This is a genomic window from Streptomyces sp. NBRC 110028, from assembly GCF_001417735.1.
In the GTDB taxonomy this organism is placed as follows: Bacteria; Actinomycetota; Actinomycetes; order Streptomycetales; family Streptomycetaceae; genus Streptomyces.
Genome location: NZ_BBUZ01000045.1, coordinates 65,738 through 88,163, shown reverse-complemented (window position 1 = coordinate 88,163; position 22,426 = coordinate 65,738). Strand labels below are relative to the sequence as shown.

General features: G+C 72.9%; 22 protein-coding genes and 1 pseudogene. 9 read left to right on the top strand and 14 right to left on the bottom strand.

Translation table 11 applies throughout. The features are described from left to right. Together ASC60_RS40130 and ASC60_RS33565 are read right to left on the bottom strand one after the other, a co-directional pair. Nucleotides 1-118, bottom strand: a pseudogene (locus ASC60_RS40130) (IS607 family transposase); the annotation flags it as partial. A 20-nt stretch (nt 119-138) separates the two neighbouring features. Next, on the bottom strand, nt 139-648 hold the full coding sequence (locus tag ASC60_RS33565; RefSeq protein WP_199831118.1) for a hypothetical protein: 510 nt from the start codon (nt 646-648) through the stop codon (nt 139-141). A 174-nt stretch (nt 649-822) separates the two neighbouring features. Here ASC60_RS33565 and ASC60_RS33560 point away from each other — a divergent pair, with 174 nt between their 5' ends. The 4 genes from ASC60_RS33560 (at nt 823) to ASC60_RS33545 (ending at nt 3,590) form a co-directional block, all read left to right on the top strand. After that, entirely contained in the window at nt 823-1,179 is a 357-nt protein-coding gene (locus tag ASC60_RS33560; RefSeq protein ID WP_055557472.1) for a YciI family protein, read from the top strand. Nucleotides 1,180-1,244: 65 nt separating this feature from the next. Beyond that, nucleotides 1,245-2,480 (top strand): RNA polymerase sigma factor, encoded by a 1,236-nt coding sequence (locus tag ASC60_RS33555; RefSeq protein ID WP_055557483.1) that lies wholly within the window; start codon nt 1,245-1,247, stop codon nt 2,478-2,480. Nucleotides 2,481-2,533: 53 nt separating this feature from the next. After that, nucleotides 2,534-3,049: a GNAT family N-acetyltransferase gene (locus ASC60_RS33550; RefSeq protein WP_055557471.1), complete on the top strand. Its 516-nt coding sequence runs from the start codon at nt 2,534-2,536 to the stop codon at nt 3,047-3,049. Nucleotides 3,050-3,101: 52 nt separating this feature from the next. Then, a complete protein-coding gene (locus tag ASC60_RS33545; RefSeq protein ID WP_199831117.1) occupies nt 3,102-3,590 on the top strand; it encodes a nucleoside deaminase in 489 nt (162 codons plus the stop codon). Between the two features lie 104 nt (nt 3,591-3,694). Here ASC60_RS33545 and ASC60_RS33540 read toward each other — a convergent pair whose 3' ends face one another. Both ASC60_RS33540 and ASC60_RS33535 read right to left on the bottom strand, forming a co-directional pair. Beyond that, nucleotides 3,695-4,276, bottom strand: a complete 582-nt coding sequence (locus ASC60_RS33540; protein ID WP_055557481.1) for a histidine phosphatase family protein — start codon at nt 4,274-4,276, stop codon at nt 3,695-3,697. A gap of 88 nt (nt 4,277-4,364) precedes the next feature. After that, the gene (locus ASC60_RS33535; protein WP_055557470.1) at nt 4,365-5,810 is read right to left on the bottom strand and encodes a PLP-dependent aminotransferase family protein; all 1,446 of its coding nucleotides are present in this window, start codon (nt 5,808-5,810) and stop codon (nt 4,365-4,367) included. Between ASC60_RS33535 and ASC60_RS33530 the strand changes: the two genes are divergently transcribed. Further along, nucleotides 5,809-6,738, top strand: coding sequence for a DMT family transporter (locus ASC60_RS33530; RefSeq protein WP_055557469.1), 930 nt, complete (start codon nt 5,809-5,811; stop codon nt 6,736-6,738). The genes ASC60_RS33535 and ASC60_RS33530 overlap by 2 nt on opposite strands. Nucleotides 6,739-6,849: 111 nt before the next feature. After that, nucleotides 6,850-7,056 carry a DUF1918 domain-containing protein gene (locus tag ASC60_RS33525; protein WP_009713813.1) on the top strand — a complete coding sequence of 69 codons (207 nt, stop codon included), beginning with the start codon at nt 6,850-6,852 and terminating at the stop codon, nt 7,054-7,056. A gap of 39 nt (nt 7,057-7,095) precedes the next feature. Here the strand turns inward: ASC60_RS33525 and ASC60_RS33520 are convergent, their stop codons facing one another. Then, nucleotides 7,096-8,331, bottom strand: a complete 1,236-nt coding sequence (locus tag ASC60_RS33520) for a glycoside hydrolase family 10 protein (protein ID WP_055557468.1) — start codon at nt 8,329-8,331, stop codon at nt 7,096-7,098. 182 nt (nt 8,332-8,513) lie between these two features. On the opposite strand from ASC60_RS33520, the gene ASC60_RS33515 reads away from it, so the two are divergent. The 3 genes from ASC60_RS33515 to ASC60_RS33505 all read left to right on the top strand — a co-directional run bounded on the left by ASC60_RS33515 (nt 8,514) and on the right by ASC60_RS33505 (nt 12,286). Next, a complete protein-coding gene (locus ASC60_RS33515) occupies nt 8,514-10,835 on the top strand; it encodes a sialidase family protein (protein WP_055557467.1) in 2,322 nt (773 codons plus the stop codon). A 142-nt stretch (nt 10,836-10,977) separates the two neighbouring features. Further along, a complete protein-coding gene (locus ASC60_RS33510) occupies nt 10,978-11,838 on the top strand; it encodes a 3-hydroxybutyryl-CoA dehydrogenase (RefSeq protein ID WP_055557466.1) in 861 nt (286 codons plus the stop codon). Nucleotides 11,839-12,028: 190 nt separating this feature from the next. Then, nucleotides 12,029-12,286: a hypothetical protein gene (locus tag ASC60_RS33505; protein ID WP_055557465.1), complete on the top strand. Its 258-nt coding sequence runs from the start codon at nt 12,029-12,031 to the stop codon at nt 12,284-12,286. Between the two features lie 49 nt (nt 12,287-12,335). On the opposite strand, the gene ASC60_RS33500 is transcribed toward ASC60_RS33505, so the two are convergent. The 9 genes from ASC60_RS33500 to rpmI form a co-directional block, all read right to left on the bottom strand. Next, on the bottom strand, nt 12,336-12,866 hold the full coding sequence (locus ASC60_RS33500) for an NUDIX hydrolase (protein ID WP_055557464.1): 531 nt from the start codon (nt 12,864-12,866) through the stop codon (nt 12,336-12,338). A gap of 91 nt (nt 12,867-12,957) precedes the next feature. Beyond that, nucleotides 12,958-14,295: a hypothetical protein gene (locus ASC60_RS33495; RefSeq protein ID WP_055557463.1), complete on the bottom strand. Its 1,338-nt coding sequence runs from the start codon at nt 14,293-14,295 to the stop codon at nt 12,958-12,960. A 29-nt stretch (nt 14,296-14,324) separates the two neighbouring features. Continuing rightward, on the bottom strand, nt 14,325-15,308 hold the full coding sequence (locus tag ASC60_RS33490) for a PP2C family protein-serine/threonine phosphatase (protein WP_055557462.1): 984 nt from the start codon (nt 15,306-15,308) through the stop codon (nt 14,325-14,327). Nucleotides 15,309-15,465: 157 nt separating this feature from the next. Continuing rightward, the gene (gene pheT / locus ASC60_RS33485; RefSeq protein ID WP_055557461.1) at nt 15,466-17,991 is read right to left on the bottom strand and encodes a phenylalanine--tRNA ligase subunit beta; all 2,526 of its coding nucleotides are present in this window, start codon (nt 17,989-17,991) and stop codon (nt 15,466-15,468) included. Then, entirely contained in the window at nt 17,991-19,112 is a 1,122-nt protein-coding gene (pheS, locus tag ASC60_RS33480; protein ID WP_055557460.1) for a phenylalanine--tRNA ligase subunit alpha, read from the bottom strand. Before pheS ends, pheT begins: the two co-directional genes overlap by 1 nt. Nucleotides 19,113-19,297: 185 nt before the next feature. Next, nucleotides 19,298-20,506 carry an ATP-binding protein gene (locus ASC60_RS33475; RefSeq protein ID WP_055557459.1) on the bottom strand — a complete coding sequence of 403 codons (1,209 nt, stop codon included), beginning with the start codon at nt 20,504-20,506 and terminating at the stop codon, nt 19,298-19,300. A gap of 41 nt (nt 20,507-20,547) precedes the next feature. Then, entirely contained in the window at nt 20,548-21,381 is an 834-nt protein-coding gene (locus tag ASC60_RS33470; RefSeq protein WP_055557458.1) for an RNA methyltransferase, read from the bottom strand. Nucleotides 21,382-21,590: 209 nt separating this feature from the next. After that, nucleotides 21,591-21,974 (bottom strand): 50S ribosomal protein L20, encoded by a 384-nt coding sequence (gene rplT, locus ASC60_RS33465; RefSeq protein WP_009713826.1) that lies wholly within the window; start codon nt 21,972-21,974, stop codon nt 21,591-21,593. Between the two features lie 105 nt (nt 21,975-22,079). After that, nucleotides 22,080-22,274, bottom strand: coding sequence for a 50S ribosomal protein L35 (gene rpmI / locus ASC60_RS33460; RefSeq protein ID WP_055557457.1), 195 nt, complete (start codon nt 22,272-22,274; stop codon nt 22,080-22,082). Between the last annotated feature and the right edge of the window lie 152 nt (nt 22,275-22,426).

The following is a 22,426-nucleotide window of genomic DNA, read 5'->3' as shown; positions in this document are numbered from 1 at the left end:
CGAGGATCGTGCGCGGGCCGACCCGCTGAGCCGGTACCGGCAGCGTCCCCTCACGGAACCAGCGATACGCGGTCTGCGGATGCACACCCTGAGCCTTCGCCCATTCCGTGAGATTCATGCTCTGACAACGACACTCACTCACACATGGTTACGCTCACTCACTCGACTTTGAAGAGCAGCAGTTGAAGACCCCGTCACGTCCCCGTGGTGACCGCGTGCTCGCCGACGCGTCACCGCGAGGATTCCCGCCATGAGGGCGAGCACGAAAAGCGCCAGTCCGCCGATGATCACCGGATTCACCCAGCCGGGCACCAGCTCGGCCGCCAAGCCGCCCTCCGTGACGCACTGCGCGCTGATCGGCAGCGTCGCCCGCGTCACGATGCGATCTCCCGGCAGCCCCCGCACCGCGCACACCTGATCCGGATCCAGGACATAAAACCCCGACATCACCCCCCAGGCGTACGCGCCGAACGCCGCCGCGCCCGCCATGACCATCACCAGCACGCATGTCGTGACGCTCGGCAGATGCCACCCGCTGCCCGGCAGCCGCCTGGAGGCCCGCAGCGCGAGCCCCAGGGCGGCGCCCGCGCACACGAGCGGCATCAGGAGCGGCGCGAAGACCAGGACCAGCAACACAAAGCTCGCCATGCTCACCCGGACACCGCCCGGACGAGGCCGGTTCCCTCAAGCGTCGAGGGGCCGACGGCGCCCCGGAGAAATCGCCGGAAGTTTTTTCCGGGGAGCTGTCGATCCGGGTGTCTCCCGTTCGACGTCAGGGTGAGAGGCGGGGAGTGGCCCCGCCCCGGCGACCGAGGAGACACCATGCCGCGCTTTCTGACCCTGATCCGCATCGACGAGAAGAACGCCCCCGCCGAGGGCCCCAGCCCCGAGCTGATGGAGCGCATGGGCGCCCTGCTGGAGGAGATCACCAAGGCCGGCGTCATGCTCGACACGGCCGGGCTCAAGCCCACCTCCGAGGGCACCCGGGTCACCTGGTCCGGCGGCAAGATCAGCTACACCGACGGGCCGTTCACCGAGAGCAAGGAGGTCATCGGCGGCTACTCCCTCATCCAGGCCAAGGACAAGGCCGAGGCTCTGGAGTGGACCAAGCGGTTCCTGGAGACCCACGAGGACTACTGGACCGTCACCGCCGAGGTCCGCCAGATCGACGAGGGCTGATCAGGCTCCCGGACCGATCCGGTTCCGCTTGCCGCACCACCGGGCGGCTGCTCTGATGGGTGGCCGTGACGGCAGCGAACGCGACCGAAACGGTCGAAGCGGTCTTCAGGATCGAATCCGCGCGCATCATCGCAGGTGTCGCCCGCATCGTGCGGGACGTCGGCATCGCCGAGGAACTCGCGCAGGATGCCCTGATCGCCGCGCTGGAACAGTGGCCGGAGTCGGGCGTCCCGGACAAGCCGGGAGCCTGGCTCATGGCCACCGCCAAGCACCGCGCGATCGACCTCGTACGCCGCAAGGAGACGTACGCGCGGAAGCTGGCCGAGGTCGGGCGGGCCCTGGAGGACGTGCCGCCACCCGATCCGGCGGCCCTCGACGACCCCGACGGCATCGACGACGACCTGCTGCGGCTGATCTTCACCGCCTGCCATCCGGTGCTGTCGCCGGAGGCCCGGATCGCCCTGACCCTGCGGCTGCTGGGCGGGCTGACCACGGAGGAGATCGCCCGCGCGTTCCTGGCCTCCGAGGGGGCCGTCGCCCAGCGGATCGTGCGGGCGAAACGGTCTCTGGCCAAGGCCGGGGTGCCCTTCGAGGTGCCGTACGGCGAGGACCGGACCGCCCGGCTCTCCTCGGTCCTGGAGGTCATCTACCTGATCTTCAACGAGGGCTACTCGGCGACGGCCGGGGACGACCTGGTGCGCCCCGCCCTGTGCGAGGACGCGCTGCGCCTGGCCCGGGTGCTGGCGGGGCTCATGCCCAAGGAACCCGAGGTGCACGGGCTGGCCGCGCTCCTGGAGTTCCAGGCCTCCCGCATCCCGGCCCGCACCGGTCCGGACGGCGCGCCGGTGCTGCTCGCCGACCAGAACCGGGCCAGGTGGAACCGGTTGCTCATCCACCGCGGCGTCGAGGCCCTGCACCGGGCGGGCCACGGCCCGTACGCCCTCCAGGCCGCGATCGCCGCGTGCCACGCGCGGGCGGTCCGCTACGAGGACACCGACTGGGGAACCATCACCACCCTCTACGACCGGCTGGCCGCGCTCACCCCGTCCCCGGTGGTGGAACTGAACCGGGCGGTGGCCGTCTCGATGGCAGAAGGCCCGGCGGCCGCGCTGGAACTGGTCGACGCCCTGGTCGCGGACCCCGCGCTGCGCGACTACCACCTGCTGCCGAGCGTCCGAGGCGATCTGCTGGAGCGCCTGGGGCGGCGGGCGGAGGCCCGCGCCGAGTTCGAGCGCGCCGCCTCCCTCACCCGCAACGCTCCCGAGCGCCGGCTGCTGCGGGAGAGGGCCGAGCGGGTCTGAAACGCGTTCGCCCCGCTGGTGCTCACCCCCGCTTCCTGACATCGTCGGCGTCCATGCGGACGACTCTGCACGGCGCGCGGGTGGGCTTGCGGCCCACCGTCCCCGCCGACATCCCCACGCTCGCCGCCATCCGCGCGAAGCCCGAGGTGTACGCGCGCTGGCGGGGCGGCGAGGACCTGGTGGCGGCGGTGACGGAGGACCTGGCCGAGCCGGACACCGAGACCCTGGCCGTGGTGTACGAGGGGGCCGTGGTCGGCATGATCCAGTGGTCGGCCGAAACGGACCCCGACTACCGGCACGCGAGCATCGACATCTATCTGGACCCGGCGGTACACGGCCGTGGGCTCGGCACCGACGCCGTGCGCACCCTGGCCCGGCACCTCGTCCGCGACCACGGCCACCACCGCATCGTGATCGATCCGGCCGCGGACAACGCCGCCGCCATCCGCGCCTACGGCAAGGCCGGGTTCCGTCCGGTCGGCGTGATGCGCCGCTACGAGCGCGGGCCCGACGGCACCTGGCACGACGGTCTGCTGATGGATCTGCTGGCCGAGGAACTGGCGGATTGACATGCTGTCCTTTTGACATGCTGTCCTTGGATCACCACCAGGGGGAGGCATCGTGGCCGACAACACGACCGAGGACGACCTGCGGCATCTGCGCCGCTGCGTGGAGCTGGCGACCGAGGCCCTGGAGTCGGGCGACGAACCCTTCGGCTCGGTGCTCGTCGCCGCCGACGGGACCGTCCTGGCCGAGGACCACAACCGGGTGGCGGGCGGTGATCACACCCGCCACCCGGAGTTCGCCCTGGCGCGCTGGGCGGCGGGGCGGCTGACGCCCGCGGAGCGGGCCGCGGCCACCGTCTACACCTCGGGCGAGCACTGCCCGATGTGCGCCGCCGCGCACGGCTGGGTCGGGCTCGGCCGCATCGTGTACGCCAGCTCCTCGGAGCAGCTGGCGGGCTGGCTCGCCGAACTCGGCGTGCCGGCGCCGCCGGTCCGGGCCCTGCCGATCCGGGAGGTCGTGCCCGGCGCGGTGGTGGCGGGCCCGTATCCCGTGCTCGCCGAGGAGGTCCGTACGCTGCACCGCCGCTTCCACGGCGCGGCCTGAGCGTGTCCGTGGGGCGTCAGAGGATGAGGTGCACGGTGAGGTTGGTGTCCATCGCGGTGACGCCGACGACGTGGACGAATCCGTGGGCGGTGCGGTAGCGGCGCTCAGCCCGGCGCGCCGCCCTCCACCCGCAGCCGCCACTGCCCGGCGCGGCCGGTGAGGGTGACCGTGGACAGCGGGGTCACCTCGACGTTCCAGTAGCAGTGCGGCGGCGCCTTGATGGCGTACGTCAGGGCGGCGCGTATCACCCCGGGGTCGGCCACCGCGAGCACCTTGACGTGCTCCTCGACCGGCCGGGTGTCCAGCCAGCCGCCGACCCGGGTGATGAACGCCAGCAGCGATTCGCCGCCGTACGGCGCGGAGCGGGGGTCGGCGAGCCACACGTCGACAGCGCGCGGCTCACGCGCCATCACATCGGCGAGGGTACGGCCGCTCCAGCGGCCCATGTCCCAGTCGCGCAGGGCGAGTTGGACGAGCGGGGTGAACCCGAGCACGAGGCCGGTCTCCCGGCTGCGCGGCGACGGCGAGCAGTAGCGCAGCTCGGCCGCGGCCAGCGGCAGGAGGAGAGGCGCCGCGCGCTCGGCGGCGCGGCGCCCCTCCGGATCCAGCGGCCGGTCGTCGCCGAAGCGTTCCCCGAGCCGCGAGGAGGTCGAGGCGGCGGCGACCAGCGTCAGCCGAAACGTCATTCGCGCATCGTACGGTTCGGCGGCCGCGCGGGAGCGGTCCTGTGCGAGAAGTGAGAGGTCCGGGTCCACCGCGTCGTCCCGCCGTGTTCTACTCCAGCACCTCGTCGCACGCGGTGCGCAACCTCCGCGCGCCCTCGGCGAGGTCGCCGGTGCCCGCGACCGAGGCGAAGCTCAGCCGGACGTGCGGCGCGGGCGGCTCGGCGCTGAAGTACGGGCGGCCGGAGGCCACCGCGACTCCGGCGCGCAGCGCGGCGGAGGCGAGCGCGCCCTCGTCGGTGCCGTGCGGCAGACGCAGCCACAGGTGGAAGCCGCCGGGCGGGACGTGCGGGGACGGCAGGCCGGGCAGCTCGCGGCGGACCGCGGTGACCAGCGCCTCGCGGCGGGTGCGCAGTCCGGCGGCGACGGTCCGCAGATGGCGCGTCCAGGACGGCGCGCCGACCAGTTCCAGCGCGGCTTCCTGCAGCGGGCGCGGGACGAAGAAGCTGTCCACGACCTGGATCGCGCGCAGCCGCTCCAGCGCCGGGCCGCGGGCGGCGAGCGCGCCGACCCGGAGGCTGGGCGAGGTGGCCTTGGTGAGGGAGCGGACGTGGACCACCACCCCGTCGGGGTCGTCCGCGGCGAGGGCCGCGGGCAGCGGGGGCGCGTCCTCGTGGACGAGGTAGCGCGCGAAGTCGTCCTCGATCACGAACGCGCCCGCCTCGCGCGCGATCCGGATCACCTCGCGGCGCCGTTCGGCGGAGAGCACCGCGCCGGTCGGGTTCTGGAACAGCGGCTGGCAGACGACGACGCGGGCGCCGCCCGCCCGCAGCGCCTCGGCGAGCAGATCGGTACGGATGCCGTCGGCGTCGGCCGGGACGGGGACCGGGCGCAGCCCGGAGGCGCGGGCGGTGGCGAGCATGCCGGGATAGGTGGGCGACTCGACCAGGATGGGCGCGCCGGGCGGGGCGAGGGCGCGCAGCGCACAGGTCAGCGCGGACTGGCCGCCCGCGGTGACCAGGACGTCGGCGGCGGTGACGGCGCCGCCGCGGCCGCCGATCTGGTGGGCGAACCAGGCGCGCAGCTCGGGCAGGCCCTCCATGGGCGGGCGGCCCCAGGCGCCGGGCCGGCGCCCGGCCCGGGCGAGGGCGGCGGCCAGCGCCCGCTCGGGCTGGAGCGAGGGGTGCGGATAGCCGCTGTTCAGCTCCAGGATTCCGGGCGGCGGGACGGCGAGGGTGGCCAGGACGCCCGAGGCGTCGACCGATCGCGGGACCGATTCACCGGGCGTCTCGACGCTCAGCGCGACCTCCTGCCAGGAGGTGTCCCCGGCCCGCGGCACCTCGACCCGCGGCGCGGCGCGGAAGGCACCGGCGCCGGGCCGGGTGACGACCAGCCCCTCGGCGGCAAGCGCGGCCAGCGCGCGGGAGACGGTGACGGGGCTCACCCGGTGGCGTTCGACCAGGGCACGACTGGACGGCAGCTTCTCACCGGGAGAGTAGCGATTCAGCTCATGCCGCAGAGCTTCTGCCAGTTCAGCGACACTGCTACGCTCGTGCATGAGAACACAGGATAGCGCTACTGCCCACGGCACGATAGCGGTGAGCGGTGCCCCCGACACCGTCGCGGCAACCGCTCCCACCCGGAGCGGGACGCTGTCGGCCGCCCTCGGGGTGGTCGCCTTCTCCCTCACCTTCCCCGGCACCGCCTGGGCCCTGGAAGGGCTCGGCCCCTGGTCGGTGACCACCTGCCGGGTGGTGCTCGCCGCGCTGGTGGCCGGGGGCGCGCTCGCGGCGCGGCGGGTGGCGCCGCCGCAGCGGCGCCATTGGCCCGGGCTGCTGGTGGTCGCGGCCGGGGTGGTGGTCGGGTTCCCGCTGCTGACCACGCTCGCGCTGCAGACCTCCACCACCTCCCACGCCGCCGTGGTCGTGGGGCTGCTGCCGCTGACCACGGCCACCGTGTCCGCCGTACGCACCGGGGCGCGGCCCTCGCGCCGGTTCTGGGCGGCGGCGCTCACCGGGGCCGCGGTGGTGATCGGATTCGCGGTGCAGCAGAGCGGCGGCGCGCCGGCCACCGGCGATCTGTATCTCTTCGGCGCGCTGCTGGTGTGCGCCGCGGGCTACGCGGAGGGCGGGCGGCTGGCCCGCGACATGCCGGGCTGGCAGGTGATCGGCTGGGCGCTGGTGGCCTGCGTTCCGGTGGCGCTCCCGGGCGCGGCGGTCGCGCTGTCCGTTGAGGACGTGCGGCTCGGCGGCCACGCCGTCGCCGGGCTGCTGTGGCTGGCGGTGGGCTCGCAGTTCGTGGGGCTGGTCGTCTGGTACCGCGGCATGGCCGCCATCGGCGTGGCCCGGGCCAGCCAGCTGCAGCTGGCCCAGCCGCTGCTGACCCTGGTGTGGTCGGTGCTGCTGCTCGGCGAACACATCGGCCCCGCCGCGCCGATCGCCGCCGTCGCGGTCCTGGTGTGCATCGGCGTGACCCAACGGGGGTGACCCGCGCGGGCCCGGCGAAATCCGGCGGGCGCGATCCGGGTGGACCGGCCATAGACTGGCCACAGGGATCGCATCGCCCTCCGGGTAGCCGTACTACAGGAGGTCACGCAGATGGAGGCGACCGTAGGCGACAAGCTGCTGGTGCACGGCAGGGTTGTCGGAGTTCACGACCGGACCGCAGAGATCATCGAAGTGCTCGGGGACCACGGTGAACCGCCGTACCGCGTCCGTTACGAGGACGACGGTCACGAATGTCTGTTCTCCCCCGGACCCGACTCCGTCGTACGCCACCTGCCCGCCGGACAGCGGCCGCGGTAGCGGTAACGGTGCCGAGGGCGGCCCGGCCGCGGGCCGGGCTCAGCGGGGCGGACGTACGCGGGACGGATAGTGGTCGGCGACCACGCGCGCCATGGCGCCGTTGCGGTCGGCGGCCACTTCCTTCGCCGAGAAGTACACGTTCCCCCGCACCTGCGGATACTCCGCGCAGAGCGTGAGGTGGCGGGACAGTTCCGCCGGGTCCTGCCAGGGTGCGGGCTGCGCGGGATCGCCCGCCTTGTACAGCGCCTCGCCGATGAAGAGGCCGACGCCGGTGCCCCGCACCACCTCCGCCCACCAGGGCACGAGGGTGGCGTAGTCGGCGGCGGCGAAGCCGATGTTCCAGTACACCTGCGGGACGACGTAATCGATCCAGCCCTCCCGCACCCATCGCCGGGTGTCCGCGTACAGGTCGTCGTAGGTCTGCACCCCGGCCCGGGTGTCGGAGCCGAGCGGATCGGCGGCGCGGTTGCGCCACACGCCGAAGGGGCTGATGCCGAACCGCACGCCCCGCCGCAGCCGCTTGATGCGTACGGCGGTCTCCCGCACCAGCAGGTCGATGTTGTTCCGCCGCCAGGCGGCCCGGTCGGGGAAGCCCGCGCCGTGGCGCGCGTACGCCGCGTCGTCGTCGAAGACCTGGCCCGCCACCGGATAGGGGTAGAAGTAGTCGTCCCAGTGGACGGCGTCGATGTCGTAGCGCGCGACCGCGTGCAGCATCGCGTCCTGGACGAAGCGGCGGACCTCGGGCAGCCCGGGGTTGTAGTAGAGCTTGCCGCCGTAACCCACGACCCACTCCGGGTGCACCCGGGCCGGATGGGTGGGCAGCAGCCTGCCGGGGTCGGCGTGGTTCGCGACGCGGTACGGGTTGAACCAGGCGTGCAACTCCAGGCCGCGCCGGTGCGCCTCGCGCACCGCGGTGCCCAGCGGGTCCCAGCCCGGGTCCTGGCCCTGCGTCCCGGTCAGCCACTCCGACCAGGGCTCGTACGGGGACGGCCACAGCGCGTCGGCGGTGGGCCGGACCTGGAAGACGACCGCGTTGAGCCGCCGCTCGACGGCGGTGTCGAGGAAGGCCAGCAGCGAGGCCCGCTGTTCGGCGGCGGGGAGCCCGGGGCGGGCGGGCCAGTCGCGGTTCGCGACCGTGGCCAGCCACATCCCGCGGAACTCACGTCTGTGCCCCCGCCCGGCCGCCGCCGCCTCGCCCGGCCGGGCGGCCGTGGTCAGCGCCCCGGCGGCCGCGGCCGTCAGGCTTCGTCGTGTGATGCCCGTGATCCGACCCATGCCCACTCCTCACTGAGGCGCAACTCCAGCCGATGATGGGCGCCTTGAGGGCGGGCGGCAATGGGTACCCCGTGACTTCACTCTTCTCGCACGGCCATCCGGCCGTTAACATCAAGACACGCACGCATGGGAGCGCTCCCACATCACCCCCTCACACCCCCACGCCCGGAGAGGAAGTTCCCGTGCGCAGCAGAGGCAGGAGAACCCCGCTCGGCGCGCTCGTCGCCGCGCTGGCACTCGTCGGCGGATTACTCACCGCGGCCGCCGCCCCCGCGGCGGCCCGCCCCGACGACTCCCCCACCACCGCGGCCGGAAGCGCGGCCGACAGCTACAGCTGGAAGAACGTCCGCATCGACGGCGGCGGATTCGTCCCCGGCATCGTCTTCAACCGCAAGGAGAAGAACCTGGCCTACGCCCGCACCGACATCGGCGGCGCGTACCGCTGGGACCAGTCCGGAAAGCGGTGGGTGCCGCTGCTGGACTCGGTGGGCTGGGACCACTGGGGCTGGACCGGCGTGGTCAGCCTGGCCAGCGACCCGGTCGCGCCGGACAAGGTGTACGCGGCGGCCGGTACGTACACCAACAGCTGGGACCCGGGCAACGGCGCGGTCCTGCGCTCCTCCGACCGGGGCGCCACGTGGCAGGCGGCCACGCTCCCCTTCAAGCTCGGCGGCAACATGCCGGGCCGTGGCATGGGCGAACGGCTGGCGGTCGACCCGAACCGCAACAGCGTGCTGTACCTCGGCGCGCCCAGCGGCAACGGCCTGTGGCGCTCCACCGACTCCGGGGTCAGCTGGTCGAAGGTGACCGCCTTCCCCAACCCCGGCAATTACGTCCAGGACCCGAACGACACCAGCGGCTACGCGAGCGACAACCAGGGCGTGGTGTGGGTGACGTTCGACGAGCGCACCGGCTCCTCCGGCAGCGCCACGAAGACCATCTACGTGGGCGTGGCCGACAAGGACAACACGGTCTACCGCTCGACCGACGCGGGCGCCACCTGGTCGCGGCTGGCCGGGCAGCCCACCGGCTACCTGTCCCACAAAGGCGTCCTGGACGCGAAGAACGGCTACCTGTACCTCACCACGAGCGACAAGGGCGGCCCGTACGACGGCGACAAGGGCCAGGTGTGGCGGTATGCGACCGCCACCGGCGAGTGGAAGAACATCAGCCCCATGGCGGACGCCGACACCTCCTTCGGCTACAGCGGGCTCACCGTGGACCGCCAGAAGCCCGGCACCCTCATGGTGACCGGCTACAGCTCCTGGTGGCCGGACACCCAGATCTTCCGCTCCACCGACTCCGGCGCCACCTGGACCCGCGCCTGGGACTACACCAACTACCCGAACCGGTCCTTCCGCTACACCCAGGACATCTCGTCCGTCCCCTGGCTGTCCTTCGGCACCAACCCGACGCCGCCCGAGGTCACCCCGAAGCTGGGCTGGATGACCGAGGCGCTGGAGATCGACCCGTTCGACTCCAACCGCATGATGTACGGCACCGGCGCGACGGTCTACGGCACCGAGAACCTGACCGCGTGGGACTCCGGCGGCCAGGCGAAGATCACGCCGATGGTGAAGGGCCTGGAGGAGACCGCGGTCAACGACCTGGCCAGCCCGCCGTCCGGCGCTCCGCTGCTGAGCGCGCTCGGCGACATCGGCGGCTTCCGCCACACCGATCTCGACGCGGTGCCCGCGAAGATGTACGCCTCACCGTCGTTCACCACGACCACCAGCCTGGACTACGCCGAGAGCAGCCCGAACACCGTGGTGCGGGTGGGCAACAACGACACCGCCCCACGCGTCGCCTTCTCCACCGACAACGGCGCCAACTGGTTCCAGGGCACCGAGCCGCCCGGCGTCACCGGCGGCGGCACGGTGGCCGCTGCGGCGGACGGCAGCGGCTTCGTCTGGAGCCCCGACGGCGCGTCGGCCGTCTACCGCACCACCGGCTTCGGCAACTCCTGGACGGCCTCCAGCGGCATCCCGGCCGGGGCGGTGGTCGAGTCCGACCGCAAGAACCCGAAGAAGTTCTACGGCTACAAGTCCGGCACCTTCTACGTGAGCACCGACGGCGGTGCCACCTTCGCCGCCAGGACGTCGTCCGGGCTGCCCGCCGAGAGCGTGCGCTTCAAGGCGGTACCGGGCGCGGAGGGCGACATCTGGCTCGCGGGCGGCACCGCGAACGGCGCGTACGGGCTGTGGCACTCCACGGACTCCGGCGCGACCTTCACCAAGCTGCCGAGCGTCCAGCAGGCCGACACCATCGGCTTCGGCAAGGCCGCCCCCGGCGCCTCGTACCAGACGCTCTACACCAGCGCGAAGATCGGCGGGGTACGCGGCATCTTCCGCTCCACCGACGCCGGGAAGAGCTGGACCCGGATCAACGACGACACGCGTCAGTGGGGCTGGACCGGCGCCACCATCACCGGCGACCCACGGGTCTACGGCCGGGTCTACGTCGGCACGAACGGCCGCGGGATCCTGCGCGGAGACATCTCGTAACGGAGCCATCAGCACACCGTGAACACGGGCGGGCCGGGGCTTGCCAATGCGGCCCCGGCCCGTCCGCCGCGCCCAACCGGGAGGTAACGTCTGGTCGGCAGGGGGAGCAACACACGACAGCTAGCTCAGCGAAAGGCACGATGTGACCGACATCGAACGCGTCGGAGTAGTGGGCTGCGGCCAGATGGGAGCGGGCATCGCGGAGGTGTGTGCGCGATCCGGCCTGGAGGTCAAGGTCGCCGAGACCACCGGCGAGGCTCTGGAGATCGGCCGCACCCGCCTGACCACCTCTCTCGACAAGGCCGCCGCCCGCGGCAAGATCACCGAGGAGGAGCGGGACGCGACGCTGGAGCGGCTGAGCTTCACCACGGACCTCGGGGAGTTCGCCGACCGCGATCTGGTCATCGAGGCCGTCGTCGAGAGCGAGCAGATCAAGACGCAGATCTTCCAGGTCCTGGACCAGGTGGTGACCCGCCCGGACGCCATCCTCGCCTCGAACACCTCGTCCATCCCGCTGGTCAAGCTGGCCGTCGCGACCTCGCGCCCGGACCAGGTCATCGGCATCCACTTCTTCAACCCGGCCCCGGTGCAGTCGCTGGTCGAGCTGATCCCGGCGCTCACCACCGGTGAGGAGACCATCAAGCGATCCGAGGCGCTGGTCGAGGGCATGCTCGGCAAGCACGCGATCCACGCCCTGGACCGGGCCGGTTTCGTCGTCAACGCGCTGCTGATCCCGTATCTGCTGTCCGCCATCCGGATGTTCTCCTCCGGTGTCGCCACCCGCGAGGACATCGACAACGGCATGGAGATGGGCTGCGCCCATCCGATGGGCCCGCTCAAGCTGTCCGACCTGATCGGTCTGGACACCATCGCGGCCATCGCCGACTCGATGTACTCCGAATACAAGGAGCCGCTGTACGCCGCTCCCCCGCTGCTGCTGCGCATGGTCGACGCGGGCCGGCTGGGCCGCAAGACGGGCTCGGGCTTCTACGAGTACGCGTAGGCGTAGGCGTAGGCGTAGGCGTAGGCGTAGGCGTAGGCGTACGCACACCGGTGGCGACGCCGTTCGCACGGGGTGTGCGCCGGTGACTCACACACAATCCCCACACACTCTCCCGCGCCGCCCGGTCACGCGGTTGACTCGGAGCGTGAACAGTGCAGCACGGACGTACATCCGGAAGGGGAGCAAACCCGTGACCACCGAGCCCGAGCAGACCGCGTTAGCCGTGGAGCTCGCGGAACTCCGCCGGAGCGTCGAAGTGGGCTTCGCCCGCGTCGACGGCCGGCTCATCCTGCACGACCACCGCGGAGAGCAGACGGAGGAGGAGCTGGACCAGTTGGCCGTGCGCATGCGCGTCCTGGAGCACGGACGCTGGCCGTTGCCCTCCATCGCCGCTCTGACGGGGGTATCCGCGCTGGCGCTGGCGGTGTGGCAGGCGGCGGGACACTAGCCGTTCCCGGCCAGTACCCCGCGGCCTGCCGTGGTCCGCGCGGTGGGGCTCAGCCCAGGCGGATGTGGTGGAGCAGCAGCAGGGCAGCCGCCATGTTCGCCGCGGGCACCTCACCGCGCGCGACCAGATCGGGCACCAGCTTCAGCGGAACCCATTCGCGGCGGTCCGACTCGAAGTCGTCCTCCGGGGGTCCGACGTACTCGGCCTCCTCGGCCCAGTAGATGTGGTGCCGGGCGTCGGTGAGCCCGTTGGAGGGCTCCACGGACAGCAGATGGCGCAGCGGGCCGGGGCGCCAGCCGGTCTCCTCCTCCATCTCGCGCGCCGCCGCGATCTCGATGTCCTCACCGTCCTCGACGACCCCCGCGGCCAGTTCCCAGCCCCAGTTGTCGGTGATGAAACGGTGCCGCCACAGCAGCAGTACTTCGTTCGCCTCGTTGACGACCGTCGCCACGGCCACCGGCCGCAGCCGGATCAGATAGTGATCCAGATGACGGCCGTCGGGGAGTCTGACGTCGGCGAGGTTGACCCGGAACCATCGGTTCTCGTACACGGTCTGCTCCGTGAGATTCTTCCATCGCACTGGTCGGCCACCTTCCGTCGGAGAGATGGCAATCCTCGCGGCCAACCGCTGGCGAGAGCGCGGCCACGGGAAGGGGCCGCGGCGGCCACGGTCAGAGCGGAACGCGCAGGGCCCCGTCGATGAGTTCGGCGGCCTCGTGCGTCGCGGCGCACTCGCTGGCGGCCAGGTGTTCACGTACCGCGCGGAGCCGGTCGCGTAACCTCTGGGATTCCATGCCCCGGGCCCTTTCGGTCATCTCGACCGCGGTGGCGCCCGCCCGGTCCGCGTCTCCCTGCCGCAGTTCGATGTGGGTGAGCATGGCGAGCCGGTGCACCCGGCCCCGGTCGTGGGTCGGCGTGCCGACCGCCGCGGCGGCGTGTTCCCGGGCGGCGCCGAGGTCACCGAGGCTGAGCAGCGCCTCCGCCACCTGGATGTTGACCAGGCCCGGCTGCACATAGCCGGTCTCGTCGGGCTCCTGGCCGGGTCTGATCCGGTCGGCGGCCGTCTCGGCACGCCGGATGCAGGCCAGCGCGCTGTGCCCGTCGCCGAGCCGCGCGTAGGACTTGGCCTGCATCGCGTACAGGTCGGCGGCGAGCGCCGGGGTGATCTGGGCCCCCGCGGCGCGCAGCGCCGATTCGGCGAAGGCGACGGCCTGCCGGTACTCCTTCATGAACAGGGACTGGGTGACGAGCAGCGCTATCACATACGCGCCGAGTCCCCGGTCGCCGCTGGCCTTGGCGAGCCGCAGCGCCTGGTGGAAGTAGCGCTGGGCCAGGCCGTGGGCGTTGGAGTCGTACGCGCAGATCCCGGCGATGGCGACCAGTCCGCCGGTCGCCCGGTGCAGTTGACGGCCCATGTCGTCGGCGTAGGCGCCGCGCAGCAGGGGCGCGGTCTCGGAGTTGAGGAAGCCGACGACGCGGGCTCTGGTCGCGACGCCGCCGGCCTTGCGGTACATCTGCTCGTAGTGGGCGCGGCCGGCGCGCAGCATCTCGATGTCGGTCATGGACACGCGGGTGAGGCCGTGGCGGGAGACGTCGGAGTCCTCGGGCGGGTTCTCCCACTCCCACACCGGGATCACGGCGGGCGTGCCGGTGACCGCGGGGGCTCCTATGACGTGCGGGCGCTGCTGTTCGTCGGAGCGCCACAGCGCGGTGGCGCGCTCGACGAAGCCGGACAGCGGGGTGGCGGGGGCGCGCGGGGTGCCGGGTGTGCCGAGTCCGATGTCGTCGAGGGTGAGGGCGCGGTGCAGCCGCTCGCCGAGCACCTCGCAGATGAGGTCCGGCACGTGGCCGCGCGGCCGCTGGCCCTTCAGCCAGCGGGCGACCGCGGTGTGTTCGTACCGCAGCTTCATGCCGCGGGCCCGGCCCGCCTCGTTGATGTGCGCGGCCAGACCGGCGTGGGAGATTCCGGCCTCGTCGAGTACGGAGTCGAGCAGTGTGTTGGGCTCCATGTCGCCCTCCCGGTGGACTTACGCGCCTCTCAGCGTAGTGAAGTCCGTTTCACACGGGGTGTGAAGCTCGCGGGCAGCGGGCAGCGGTCGTTGCGCAGCGCCACCAGGGCGATGTCGTCGGCGAGCCGGCCGCCGGTGTGGCGCAGCACCGCCGTCCGCACCGCCGCGACGACGGCCGCGGGGATGATGGGGCCGCTGCCCGCGGCCTCGCCGAGGGCGTGGCGCAGCGGGAAGAACGTGCCGTGCGCGTCGCGCGCGTCCTCGGCCCCGTCGGTGTGCAGGACCAGTGCGTCCCCGGGGCGCAGCGCGGTGCAGCGGGCCAGGGGCAGTTCGGCGGGCAGCGGGAAGAGGCCGAGCGGGGGCAGGACCTCACCGGGCGTGGTCTGCCGGGCCAACGCCGGGCCCAAGGGCTGCTCGTAGAGCCGGTAGGGCCAGGGGTGGCCGCAGTTGAGCGCGGTCACCTCGCCGCCGGGGCCGATCTCCAGCAGCAGGACGGTCACGAACTCCTCGCCGCGGTCGTCGCCGAGGTGGCGCCGCAGCGCCCGGTCCAGCCTCCTGAGGACACCGGCGAGTTCGGGCTCCTCGTGGGCCGCCTCGCGGAAGCTGCCGAGCACGGCGGCGACGGTGCCGATGGCGGCGAGGCCGTGGCCGCGTACGTCCCCGATGACGGCGCGGACGCCGTGCGCGGTGGCCAGCACCTCGTACAGATCGCCGCCGAGCGCGGCGCCGCGGCTGGCCGACAGACAGCCGCCCGCCAGCTCGATCCCCTCCAGCCGGGACGGCAGCGGCCGCAGCACCACCCCTTGTGCGGCGGCGGCCACTTCGCGGGCCCGCTCCAGCTCGCGGACCAGCCGGGAGCGGCGGGCCCGGACCGCGTACGCGAGGGGGAGGACGGCGGCGAGCAGCGAACCGCAGAGCCCGTGCCACCGCGATACGAGCACACAGCAGAGCAGCCACACCCCCGCCGGCACGAGCCCGAGCTTCCCGCCGCACACCGCCCTGGTCCCGATCATGCGTCGCCCCCACTCGCAGCCACCGGAACGATTCTCGCGACAGCGACTGCCAAAAGGACCACCCCCCTCCGATTCCCACCCGATCGTGTGAACCCTCCAACGAAACGCCGAAGGGACGCACCCCGTAGCGGGGTGCGCCCCTTCGGGGGGTACGGCGTCAGGCGCCGCGCAGGGTGGCGCCGGTGCGCTCGGCCGCCACGGCCACCGCGGCGTCGCGGGCCACCGCGACCTCGTCGGCGGTCAGGGTGCGGTCCGGGGCGCGGAAGCGAAGCGCGTACGCCAGGGACTTCTTGCCCTCGCCCAGCTGCTCGCCGGTGAAGACGTCGAACAGCCGCAGCGATTCGAGCAGTTCGCCCGCGCCCTCGCGCAGCGCCTTCTCGACGTCGGCCGCGGCGGCCGAGTCGTCGACCACCAGGGCGACGTCCTGGGTGGCCACCGGGAAGGCGGACACGTGCGGGGACGTCACCGGGCCGGTGCCCGCCCGCTGCAGGCGGTCCAGCTCGATCTCCATCGCGCAGGTGCGCTCCGGGAGGCCGAGCGCCTTGGTCACGCGCGGGTGCAGCTCACCGGCGTTGCCGACGAGGATCTCCTCGCCGTCGACGACGGCGAGCAGCGCGGCGCAGCGGCCCGGGTGCCAGGGGTCCTGCTGGTCCTGGCGGACGATCAGTTCGACGCCCGCCTCGCGCGCCACGGTACGGCCCGCCTCGACGGCGTCGGCCCAGCTGACCGGGGTGCCCTTGCCCCACCAGCCGGCCTGCTGCCGGTCGCCCGCGAGGACGACGGCGGCGCGCCGCGGCTGGCTCGGGAGGGCGGCGTCGAGCCGGGCGATCTCCTCGTCCGTCGGCCGGTGGTCGACGGGGAGGCGGACGGCCGGGGGCTCGTCGCCGGTGGCGCGGAAGACCAGGCCGGTTTCGAAGAGCGCGAGGTCCAGCTCACCGCGTCCGGCGTTGCGGCGCAGCGCGGCGAGCAGCCCGGGCAGCAGGGTGGTGCGCAGCGCGGGCTCGGCGTCGGAGAGCGGGTTGACCAGGCGGACCAGGTCGCGCCGCGGGTCGTCGGCGGCGAGGCCGAGCTGGTCCAGCACCTCCTCGCCGATGAACGGGTAGTTCAGCGCCTCGACGTAACCGGCCCCGGCCAGCGCCCGGCCGACCCGGCGGTGCAGCCGCTGACGCTCGGTCAGTCCGCGGCCGGAGGGCGGCTGCGGCAGGGTGGAGGGCAGGTTCTCGTAGCCCTCCAGCCGGATGACCTCCTCGGCGAGGTCGTTCGGGTCACGCAGGTCGGGCCGCCAGCTGGGCACGGTGACGGTGAGGTCGTCCGCGCCGTAGACGTCGCAGCCGATCTGCTGGAGGCGCCGCACCACGGTCTCGCGGCCGTACGCCACGCCCGCGACCCGGTCCGGGTGGTCGGCGCGCAGCGTGATGGTGTGCGGGGCGCCGGGCGAGATGATCTCGGTGACGCCCGCCTCGGCGCTGCCGCCCGCGAGCAGCACCAGCAGGTCGACGGCGCGCTGGGCGGCCGCGGAGGCGGCCTCGGGGTCGACACCGCGCTCGAACCGCCGGGACGCCTCGGAGGACAGCTTGTGGCGGCGGGCGGTGCGGGCGATCGGGACCGGGGCGAAGTGCGCGGCCTCGATGACGACGTCGGTGGTGCCCTGGACCCGGCCGGTCCCGGGATCGGCGACGGCGTCGGCGATCTCGGTGTTGGCGCCGCCCATGACCCCGGCGAGGCCGATCGGCCCGCTGTCGTCGGTGATGACCAGGTCCTCGGCGTCCAGGACGCGCTGGGTGCCGTCGAGGGTGGTGAGCTTCTCGCCCGGCTCGGCGCGGCGTACGCCGATCGCGCCCGTGACCCGGGAGCGGTCGTAGGCGTGCAGCGGCTGGCCGATCTCCAGCATCACGTAGTTGGTGACGTCGACGGCGAGCGAGACGGGCCGCAGGCCCGCCTTCTGGAGCCGGCGCCGCAGCCAGATCGGGGAGTGCGCCTCGGGGTCGAGCCCGGTGACCGTACGGGCGGTGAAGCGGTCGCAGCCGACCGGGTCGGCGACCTTGACCGGGTAGCCGTGGCTGTTGGGCGCGGGCACGTCCAGCAGGGCCGGGTCGCGCAGCGGCAGCTCGTAGGCGATGCCGGTCTCCCGGGCGATGCCGCGCATCGACAGGCAGTAGCTGCGGTCGGGGGTGACCGCGATGTCCAGGACCTCGTCGACGAGCTGCAGCAGCTCGATCGCGTCGGTGCCGACCTCGTGCTCCGGCGGCAGCACGATGATGCCGTCGTGGTCGTCGGACATGCCCAGCTCGCCGGCGGAGCAGATCATGCCTTCGGAGGTCTTGCCGTAGGTCTTGCGCGCGGAGATCGCGAAGCCGCCGGGCAGTTCGGCGCCGGGCAGCACGACGACGACCTTGTCGCCCTCGCGGAAGTTCCGGGCGCCGCAGACGATGTTCTGCGGCTCACCGGTGCCGTTGGCCTGGCCGACGTCGACCTGGCAGTAGCGGATGGGCTTCTTGAAACCCTCCAGCTCCTCGATGGCCAGCACCTGGCCGACCACCAGGGGGCCCTTGAGACCGGCGCCGAGCTGCTCGACCGTCTCGACCTCCAGGCCGGCGGCGACGAGTTTGGCCTGCACGTCGCGGCCGGTCTCACCGGCCGGCAGGTCGACGTATTCCCGCAGCCACGAAAGCGGGACCCGCATCAGATCTCCATCCCGAAGGGCCGGGTGAAGCGCACGTCACCCTCGACCATGTCTCGCATGTCTTCCACGTTGTGCCGGAACATCAGCATCCGCTCGATGCCGAAGCCGAAGGCGAACCCGCTGTACTTCTCCGGGTCGACGCCGCAGGCGATGAGCACCCGCGGGTTGACCATGCCGCAGCCGCCCAGCTCGATCCAGCCCTCGCTGGAGCAGGTGCGGCACGGGCGGTCCGGGTTGCCGACGGACTCGCCGCGGCACACGTAGCACCGCATGTCCATCTCGGCGGACGGCTCGGTGAACGGGAAGAAGTTCGGCCGCAGCCGGGTGGTCATGCCCTCGCCGAACAGCGCCCGCACCATGTGGTCGAGGGTGCCCTTGAGGTCGGCCATGGTCAGGCCCTCGTCGATGGCCAGCAGTTCGACCTGGCTGAAGACGGGGGTGTGGGTGGCGTCCAGCTCGTCGGTGCGGAAGGTACGCCCCGGGCAGATCACATAGATCGGCGGCGTGCGCTCGATCATCGACCGGATCTGCACCGGCGAGGTGTGGGTGCGCAGCACCACCCCGGAGGGCTCCCCCTCGTTGGCGCCCCGCACGAAGAAGGTGTCCTGCATCTCCCGGGCGGGGTGGTCCGGCGGGAAGTTGAGGGCGTCGAAGTTGAACCACTCGGCCTCGACCTCCGGGCCCTCGGCCACCTCGTAGCCCATGGCCACGAAGACGTCCTCGATGCGCTCGGAGAGCGTGGTGATGGGGTGGCGGGCGCCGGCCGGGGTGCGGTCGTACGGCAGGGTGACGTCCACCGCCTCCTCGACCAGCACCCGGGCGTCGCGCTCCGCCTCCAGCTCCGTCTGCCGGGCCTTCAGGGCCTGGGTGACCTGGCCGCGGGCCTGGCCGACGCGCTTGCCCGCGTCCGCCTTGGCGTGCGGCGGCAGGGCGCCGATCTCGCGGTTGGCGAGGGCGAGCGGCGAGCGGTCTCCGGTGTGGGCGACCTTCACCTCGCGCAGCGCTTCGAGATCCCCCGCGGCGGCGATGGCGTCCAGCGCCTCGTCCCGCATCCGGGCGATCTCTTCCGGTTTCAGTGCCTCGACCTCGACAGGGTCGTACGACTTATTCGGTGCCGACATCTCTTCCTGTGCTTCCGATTGTCCCCCAGCTACCGCTGGGAGGGGCCCTGAGGCTGCGCGGCCCCGCTCGACGGCTGCGACGCTTGCGACCACATGAGCGACCACAGAGGGACGCCAAAGGTGCCAGGGCCCGAGTCTAAGGGGCGCGGAGGGTCTGCTGTTCCCCGGGAAGCCCGTGGGGACGCTCAGGCCAGGTAGGCCGGGGTGCCCACGGGCAGCGTAAATCGGAACTCGGCGCCGCCCCCGGCGGCCCGTCCGACGGTGATCGTCCCACCGTGCGCCTCGACGATGCCCTTGACGATGTACAGCCCCAGCCCGGTGCCGCCGCGCTTGCTGCCCCGCCAGAAGCGGGTGAAGACGCGGCTCATCGACTCCTCCGGGATGCCCGAGCCTTCGTCGCTCACGGTGATGGCGGTCCTTTCGACGACGGGGCCGCCCGCCGCGGGCCGGTGCGGTGCGGGGGCCACCTCGATGGTGACGGTTCCCTCGCCGTGGCGCACCGCGTTTTCCAGCAGGTTGCCCAGCACCTGGTCGATCTTGTCCGGATCGGCCCACAGACCGGGCAGCGGGCCCCGCACCTTGATCATGAAGCGTTCGGCGGTGTGCCCGGCCGTGGTGAGCGCCTGCACATGGCGGCGCACGGCGGCCGCGACGTCCACCGGCTGGCGGCGCACCTCCAGCCGGCCGGAGTCGATCCGGGAGATGTCCAGCAGCTCGGCGATCAGCCGGGTGACCCGGTTGGCGTCGGAGTCGACCGTCTCCAGCATCAGCCGCTTCTGGTCGTCGGTGAACCGCTCCCACTTCGCCAGCAGCGTCGCCGTGAAGCCTTTCACTGAGGTCAGCGGGGAGCGCAGCTCGTGCGCCACGGTCGCGATCAGCTCGGCGTGGCTGCGCTCGGTGCGCCGCCGGGCCTCGGTGCCGCGCAGCGAGACGACGAGGCGGCGCACGGGTCCGGTCGGCCGCTCGCGCACGTAGCGGGCCGAGACCAGGACCTCGTGGCCGCCGGGCAACAGCAGATTGCGCTCGGGCTGGCCGACGCGGGTGGCCAGCCCTCCGTACGGATCGGTCAGCGCCCACCAGCGCCGGCCGTCCAGGTCCTCTAACGGGAGCGCGCGCTCCAGCCGCTGACCGATCGCGTCGGCGGGGCGGATGGCGGTGATGCGGCCCGCCGCCGCGTTGAAGCAGATGACCCGGCCCGTCTCGTCGGCCACGACCAGGCCGTCGGGCAGATCGTCCGGGTGCAGGCCGAGCGCGCCCAGCGCCTCGTACGGATCGTGCGCGCCGTGCACCGTCCCCGGCTCCCGGCGGTCGTGTCCGCCGGGGCCCGGCAGCGTCCGTCCGGGCGCGTGGGCATCGGCCGCAGCCGCCCTGGCGCCGGAGGTCCTGACGTCCATCCCCACACCCCCTCCTGGGCCTCGTGTGGGGGCAAACCCTACTAGGTCCCGGTCACGGAACGGCACCCTGCGGGAGCGCGCTGCGCACGAGCGGAGGCGTAGAGGCACACGGCGGCGGCCGTCGCGAGGTTGAGGCTTTCGGCTCTGCCGTGGATCGGAACGCGCACCACCTCGTCCGCGAGTGCGCGGGTAGCCTCCGGCAGGCCCCAGGCCTCGTTGCCGAAGATCCAGGCGGTGGGCGCGCCGAGGCTGTCGTCGTCCAGCTCCGCGTCCAGGTCGCGCTCCCCCGCCCCGTCCGCGGCCAGCACCCGCGCCCCGGCCTCCTTCAGACCGCCGACGGCCTCCTCGACGGGCACGCCGGTGGCCACCGGGAGGTGGAAGAGCGACCCCACGGAGGCGCGCACCGCCTTGGGGTTGTACGGGTCCACGGAGGCGTCCGTGAACACGACCGCGTCCGCCCCGGCCGCGTCCGCGCACCGCAGCACGGTCCCGGCGTTGCCGGGGTCCCGCACGTTCGCCAGGACCGCGACCAGCCGGGGGCGGGCCCGCAGGATCTCCTCGAACGGCGCGTCCAGGAAGCGGCAGAGGCCCACGATGCCCTGGGGGGTGACCGTGTCGGACATCTCCGCGATCACGTCCTCGGACGCGGTGAGGACCGGGACGCGGGCGGCGCGGGCGGCCTCGACGATGCCGGTGTGCCGGGCGGCGGCGTCGGGCGTCGCGTACACCTCGACCAGGTGCGCGATCGCCTCGCGGACGGCCTGCGGGCCCTCCACGATGAACCGGCGCTCCTTGCCGCGGAAGCTGCGCTTGGCGAGCCGTCTGGCCGCGGTGACGCGCGGCGATCGCAGGGACGTCAGCTCGGGGGTCGCCATGGGCTGCGCGCTTTCTCGTGCGGTGTGGTGGTGGCGCGGCGTGGGTCGTCCCCACCCCGCCCCTTCCCGAACCCGGGAGCGAGCCCCAGGGGCACCGGCGGGCGCCGAGCGGGCCACCGGGCCGCACCCGGTTACGGAACCGGCGGCGGGGCGCCGACGTGGGCGGGCCCGCAGGTGAGGGATCACCTGCGGGCCCGGTGGCGCGAGGGTCAGGCGGCCTTCGGCGCGTTGACGTCGCTCGGCAGCGCCTTCTGCGCCGCCTCGACCAGCGCGGCGAACGCGTTGGCGTCGTTGACCGCGAGGTCGGCGAGGATCTTGCGGTCCACCTCGATGTTGGCGGCCTTCAGACCCTGGATGAAGCGGTTGTACGTCATGCCGTTGGCGCGGGCAGCGGCGTTGATGCGCTGGATCCACAGCTGCCGGAAGTCGCCCTTGCGCTTCTTGCGGTCGTTGTAGTTGTAGACCAGAGAGTGGGTGACCTGCTCCTTGGCCTTGCGGTACAGGCGGGAGCGCTGGCCCCGGTAGCCGCTGGCCTGCTCGAGGATCGCCCGGCGCTTCTTGTGGGCGTTGACTGCCCGCTTGACGCGTGCCACTTGTTTAACTCCTTGTACGGGGCCGCGGGTGACTCACACGGCCCGGAAACGAATAGGTCCCGGTCGGCCTGACGCGCGCCCCGCCGGTCGGGCGGGGCGGGTGCGTCACTTGCCGAGAAGCTTCTTGATCTTCTTGGCGTCGGCCGGGGCCATCTCGACCTTGCCCTCCAGGCGGCGCGTCAGCGTGGACGGCTTGTGCTCGAGAAGGTGGCGGCGACCGGCGCGCTGGCGCATGACCTTGCCGGAGCCGGTGATCTTGAAACGCTTGCTGGCACCGCTGTGCGTCTTGTTCTTCGGCATGTCGCCGTTCACTCCTCGTCGGGGACGCCGTCCGGGCGGCCGAGGCGCGGCGGTTACCACGATCCGGCGTACGGAAGCGTCATGTGTTTCGGTTGGTGTCCGGAACCGGCGGGGGTCCCGGGCGGGGCGGGCGGTCGAGGCTCACGCCTCAC

Bases quoted from the DNA above. Each gene is read 5' to 3' on its own strand.
- pheT (WP_055557461.1), bottom strand. From the start codon at position 17,991: ATGCGGGTCCCGCTTTCGTGGCTGCGGGAATACGTCGACCTGCCGGCC.
- ASC60_RS33525 (WP_009713813.1), top strand. From the start codon at position 6,850: ATGGAGGCGACCGTAGGCGACAAGCTGCTGGTGCACGGCAGGGTTGTC.
- ASC60_RS33475 (WP_055557459.1), bottom strand. From the start codon at position 20,506: ATGGACGTCAGGACCTCCGGCGCCAGGGCGGCTGCGGCCGATGCCCAC.
- ASC60_RS33495 (WP_055557463.1), bottom strand. From the start codon at position 14,295: ATGGAGCCCAACACACTGCTCGACTCCGTACTCGACGAGGCCGGAATC.
- ASC60_RS33565 (WP_199831118.1), bottom strand. From the start codon at position 648: ATGGCGAGCTTTGTGTTGCTGGTCCTGGTCTTCGCGCCGCTCCTGATG.
- ASC60_RS33560 (WP_055557472.1), top strand. From the start codon at position 823: ATGCCGCGCTTTCTGACCCTGATCCGCATCGACGAGAAGAACGCCCCC.
- ASC60_RS33550 (WP_055557471.1), top strand. From the start codon at position 2,534: ATGCGGACGACTCTGCACGGCGCGCGGGTGGGCTTGCGGCCCACCGTC.
- ASC60_RS33490 (WP_055557462.1), bottom strand. From the start codon at position 15,308: ATGATCGGGACCAGGGCGGTGTGCGGCGGGAAGCTCGGGCTCGTGCCG.
- ASC60_RS33470 (WP_055557458.1), bottom strand. From the start codon at position 21,381: ATGGCGACCCCCGAGCTGACGTCCCTGCGATCGCCGCGCGTCACCGCG.
- ASC60_RS33535 (WP_055557470.1), bottom strand. From the start codon at position 5,810: ATGCACGAGCGTAGCAGTGTCGCTGAACTGGCAGAAGCTCTGCGGCAT.
- ASC60_RS33520 (WP_055557468.1), bottom strand. From the start codon at position 8,331: ATGGGTCGGATCACGGGCATCACACGACGAAGCCTGACGGCCGCGGCC.
- ASC60_RS33540 (WP_055557481.1), bottom strand. From the start codon at position 4,276: ATGACGTTTCGGCTGACGCTGGTCGCCGCCGCCTCGACCTCCTCGCGG.
- ASC60_RS33530 (WP_055557469.1), top strand. From the start codon at position 5,809: ATGAGAACACAGGATAGCGCTACTGCCCACGGCACGATAGCGGTGAGC.
- pheS (WP_055557460.1), bottom strand. From the start codon at position 19,112: ATGTCGGCACCGAATAAGTCGTACGACCCTGTCGAGGTCGAGGCACTG.
- rpmI (WP_055557457.1), bottom strand. From the start codon at position 22,274: ATGCCGAAGAACAAGACGCACAGCGGTGCCAGCAAGCGTTTCAAGATC.